3 protein-coding genes are annotated in these 3,758 nt (G+C 62.1%); all 3 read right to left on the bottom strand.

Annotated features, from left to right (window positions below; translation table 11 throughout):
* A partial coding sequence (locus VNX23_RS01610; RefSeq protein ID WP_325627298.1) for a TRAP transporter large permease subunit occupies nucleotides 1-1,767 on the bottom strand: 1,767 nt, incomplete at its 3' end.
* A 33-nt stretch (nucleotides 1,768-1,800) separates the two neighbouring features.
* Nucleotides 1,801-2,823, bottom strand: a complete 1,023-nt coding sequence (locus tag VNX23_RS01605) for a TRAP transporter substrate-binding protein (protein ID WP_325627296.1) — start codon at nucleotides 2,821-2,823, stop codon at nucleotides 1,801-1,803.
* Between the two features lie 323 nt (nucleotides 2,824-3,146).
* On the bottom strand, nucleotides 3,147-3,746 hold the full coding sequence (locus VNX23_RS01600; protein ID WP_325627294.1) for a VOC family protein: 600 nt from the start codon (nucleotides 3,744-3,746) through the stop codon (nucleotides 3,147-3,149).
* Nucleotides 3,747-3,758 lie beyond the last annotated feature (12 nt).

The following is a 3,758-nucleotide window of genomic DNA, read 5'->3' as shown; positions in this document are numbered from 1 at the left end:
GATCGCACAGGCGCTGAAAAAGCCGATCCCGAACGGCGGTGCGAAGAGGCCGATCCCCATCGCCAGGATCACGACCATCGCATAATGCACCTCGTTTACCCCGACGGCTCTGGCGACCGGGAACAACAGCGGCCCGAACAGTACGATCGCCGGCAATCCTTCGAGGACGCTGCCGAGGATGATGAAGGCAACGATGGTAATCGCCAAGAAACCCCAGCTTCCACCCGGCACCGCCGCCATAACGGACACGAGCCACAGCGAAAAGCCGGACTGGGTCAGCGCCCACGCCATCGCGGTCGCGGTGCCGATGATCATCATCACCGCACCGGTCAGCGACACGGTCTCGATAAGGATTGGATAGAGCCGCCGCCAGTCGAATTCGCGATAAACAAAGAGGCCCAGCGCCGCGGTATAGACAACGCCGACGGTCGATACCTCGGTCGCGGTCGCGATCCCTTTGATGACGAAGAAGCGGATGACGAACGGCAGGGTCAGGCCGGGAACCGCGATGACGAAGGTGCGCAGCATCAGCGCTAGCGGAGCGCGAGCCCCGGCGCCGATATCAGCGCTACGCGAGCGCCACCAGGCGACGACAACGAGCGCGAGCGCGGCGACAAAGGCAGGCAACAAGCCGCCGGTGAACAGCGCCGCGATCGAAAGCCCCGGCACGACCGAGCCGATCGTGATCAGTACCAGGCTCGGCGGGATGGTCTCCGACATCGCGCTCGACGTCGCCAAGAGCGACGACAGCTCGCCCGGATGCATGCCGCGCTTCTGCATCTCGGGAAAGAGGATCGGCGCTACCGCGGCCATGTCGGCGGCCTTCGAGCCGGAGATGCCCGATACCAGGTACATCGCCCCGAGCAGCACATAGGCAAGCCCGCCGCGCACATGGCCGACGAGGGCCGCGAGGAAGTTGACCATCACCCGCGCGATCCCGGTCACCTCCATCAACAGGCCGAGAAAGACGAACATCGGCACCGCCAACAGCAGCAGATTGGAGATCCCGTCGTCCATCCGGTTGACGACGATCTCGAGCGGCATGGTGGTGGTCAGCGCCAGATAGGAGAAGGTGGCAATGCCGAAGGCGAAAGCGATCGGCGCGCCAATGAAGACGCACGCCGCGACAATGACGACAAAGAACAGGATCAGGCTGGCACGGCCCATCTCCGCCAGCAGCGGCTGCGCCAGCCACAACCCGCCTGCGATCCCGCCGATCAGCGCGAGCGCGAGCAGGAACGGCACCCAGGTCGTCGTCTCCAAGAGGCGCAGCAAGGCGACGGTCGCGATCAGGCCGGCGCCGACCAGGATCGCGACTACCCGATACCCGTCCGAGATGTGCAGGGTGATCAGCTCGGTCGAGCGCTGCACCTCCAGGAATTGCTGGGCGGGCACCAGGATTTCGAGCACAAAGACAATCAAAACGAGCGATGCGATGGTGGCGAGCCAGCCGCCCCATTGCGGCCCGACCCAGTTGGCGAAGGTGGTCAGGCGCATATGCCCGTCGCGCCGCAGCGCGACGACGGCGCCGATCATCGACAGCCACAAGAACAAAAACGTGGCCAGTTCGTCGGTCCAGATGATCGGGCTGTTGAACAGATAGCGCGAGAGGACGCCGGCAAACAGGATGCAGGTTTCGGCCAGCACCAGCATCGCGCCGATCAATTCGACCACTTGGCCTATCAGCATGTCGACCGCGAGGGCAATGCGGCGCACCGCGCCGCCCGCAAGGCCGATTTCGGCGGTTTCCGCTACCTGCTGGCTCACCGCAGATGCCTCCTACCGTCCCTCTGCCGGTGATCAGGCGAGCGGGCCGACATATTTTTCAAGCAAGGCCCAGGCTTGGTCGCCCATCTGCTTCTTCACGTCGGGATAGAAGCCCGATTTGCGCAATGCCTCCTGGAAGGGCTTGGTGTCGGGCGAGTTGAAGGTCAGCCCGCCAGCCTTCATCTTGTCGATCTCGGTCTTGTCCATGACCTGCCAGTCGGCGCGCTCGGCCAGCGCGGCTGCGCTGAAATTCTTGTAGGCGATCGCCTGCAAATCACCGGGCAGCCGTTTCCATGCGGCGGTGTTGAACGAGACGTGCAATCCGACCCAGATGTGGTTCGTCATGCTGCAATATTTCTGCACCTCGTAGAGTTTTGCCGTGTCGATCAGGATCAGCGGATTTTCCTGTCCGTCGACCAGCCCGGTTTGCAGTGCGCTGTACACTTCGCCGAAATTGATCGGGGTCGGCGATGCGCCGAGATGTTGAAACAACGCAATGAACAGGGGTGCAACCGGCAGGCGTATCTTGACGCCTTTGAGGTCGTCGGGCGTGTTAATCGGTTTGGACTTCATCGTGATTTCGCGGAAGCCGTGATCGAACGCCTTATCCATGCAGTAGAGGCCGGCCTTCTCGGCCAGGCCACGGCAATAAGCGCCCAGATCGCCGTCCATCGCCTTCCATGCCATCTCGTAATCGGGGAAGGCGAAGCCGACCCCGAAGATCGCCGCGGAGGGCGCCTTCTGCGCCAGAATGTCTAGCGACATGCCGTAGATTTCGAGCGCACCGGCAATCGCCTGCGACATCATCGCGGTGTCCTGACCGAGCACGCTGCTCGGGTAGAACGTAATGTCGAGGCGCCCGCCACTTTCCTCCTTGATCTTCGCTATTGCTTCGCGCGATCGAATTGCCATCGGGTGGCCGTCCGGTAACGCCGTGCCATATTTGTAAGCGAACTCCGCCGCCCCGGCCGGCCATGAAAGGATACTCGGCGCCGCTATCCCCGCGGCTACCGAGGTGGCCGCGCGGGCGAGCACGGTCCGGCGCGTCGTCATCATCAGAAATCCTCCCCAAGGTCGAACAGCGCTGTTGCCGGCAGAAGCGTCAACCCCAGCGAGGATGTCAAGGTTCGGCCGACAGCCGGACGAATTTGCCTAACCAATACATGTTCTGGCCGAAAGGGCGATGGCTTTCAGTTCGTTATCGGCTCCGATGTCGCGGCCTGGACCAAATCATACGTTGATCTCATTGCGCCTCACCAGCTTTTTGCCGATTGCGGCCGCTTGGCAAGGAGGCTTCGCCGGCCGAACTGACCGATCGGCCTATGAAGCGATGAGCTCCAAGTAAAACTGGGTGATCCCTTTCGTGCGCACGGGTGTGATCACTCTGGCAAGCAGGTCAGACGTTTTTCGATCCATTCAGGCGTGACGCCCGGCAGAGTTTCGAGCTCAGCGCGGGCTTCCGCTTTCGTCTGGGTAATGCAAGATATCACCGCAGGCGTCTCGCCGTCTTCTGGCTGGCAGGCAAATTCGAGGCGAATGCCGTTAGGGTCATAAAAGTAGATGCCTAACAGTCCCCGCAGCTGCGGGATCGGCCCGATATACTCGATGCCACGTGATTTCAGCCCCGCCTCGACTTCCCGGAACCGCTGGGCCGTGACGACGAAGGCACAGTGCTGCATGCCACCAATAGCGTTGCGGTTGCCCGCTGGCTCCTTGCCCTTCGGGATCTCGAAGAACGCGAGAAGGCTATCATTACCCATGTCGAAGAAGTAATGGCGCACCCGCTCATAGGGTGGGTTGCCGCGATTGCCGGGTCCAGTGCCGAGACCGGGCGGTACCTTCATCGCATGGACGAGCGGCATCCCGAGTACTTCGACGTAGAAGTCAATCGTCGCCTTCATGTCGTCGGTGCAGAGCGCGAGGTGGTGGACGCCCCGCGTTGTCGATGACCGGAGCGGACGTCGAGCTTGTTCGTGCATATCGTTTCCTCA

This window comes from Bradyrhizobium sp., from assembly GCF_035570375.1.
Classification (GTDB): Bacteria; Pseudomonadota; Alphaproteobacteria; order Rhizobiales; family Xanthobacteraceae; genus Bradyrhizobium.
This window is presented reverse-complemented; position numbering and strand designations above follow the sequence as displayed.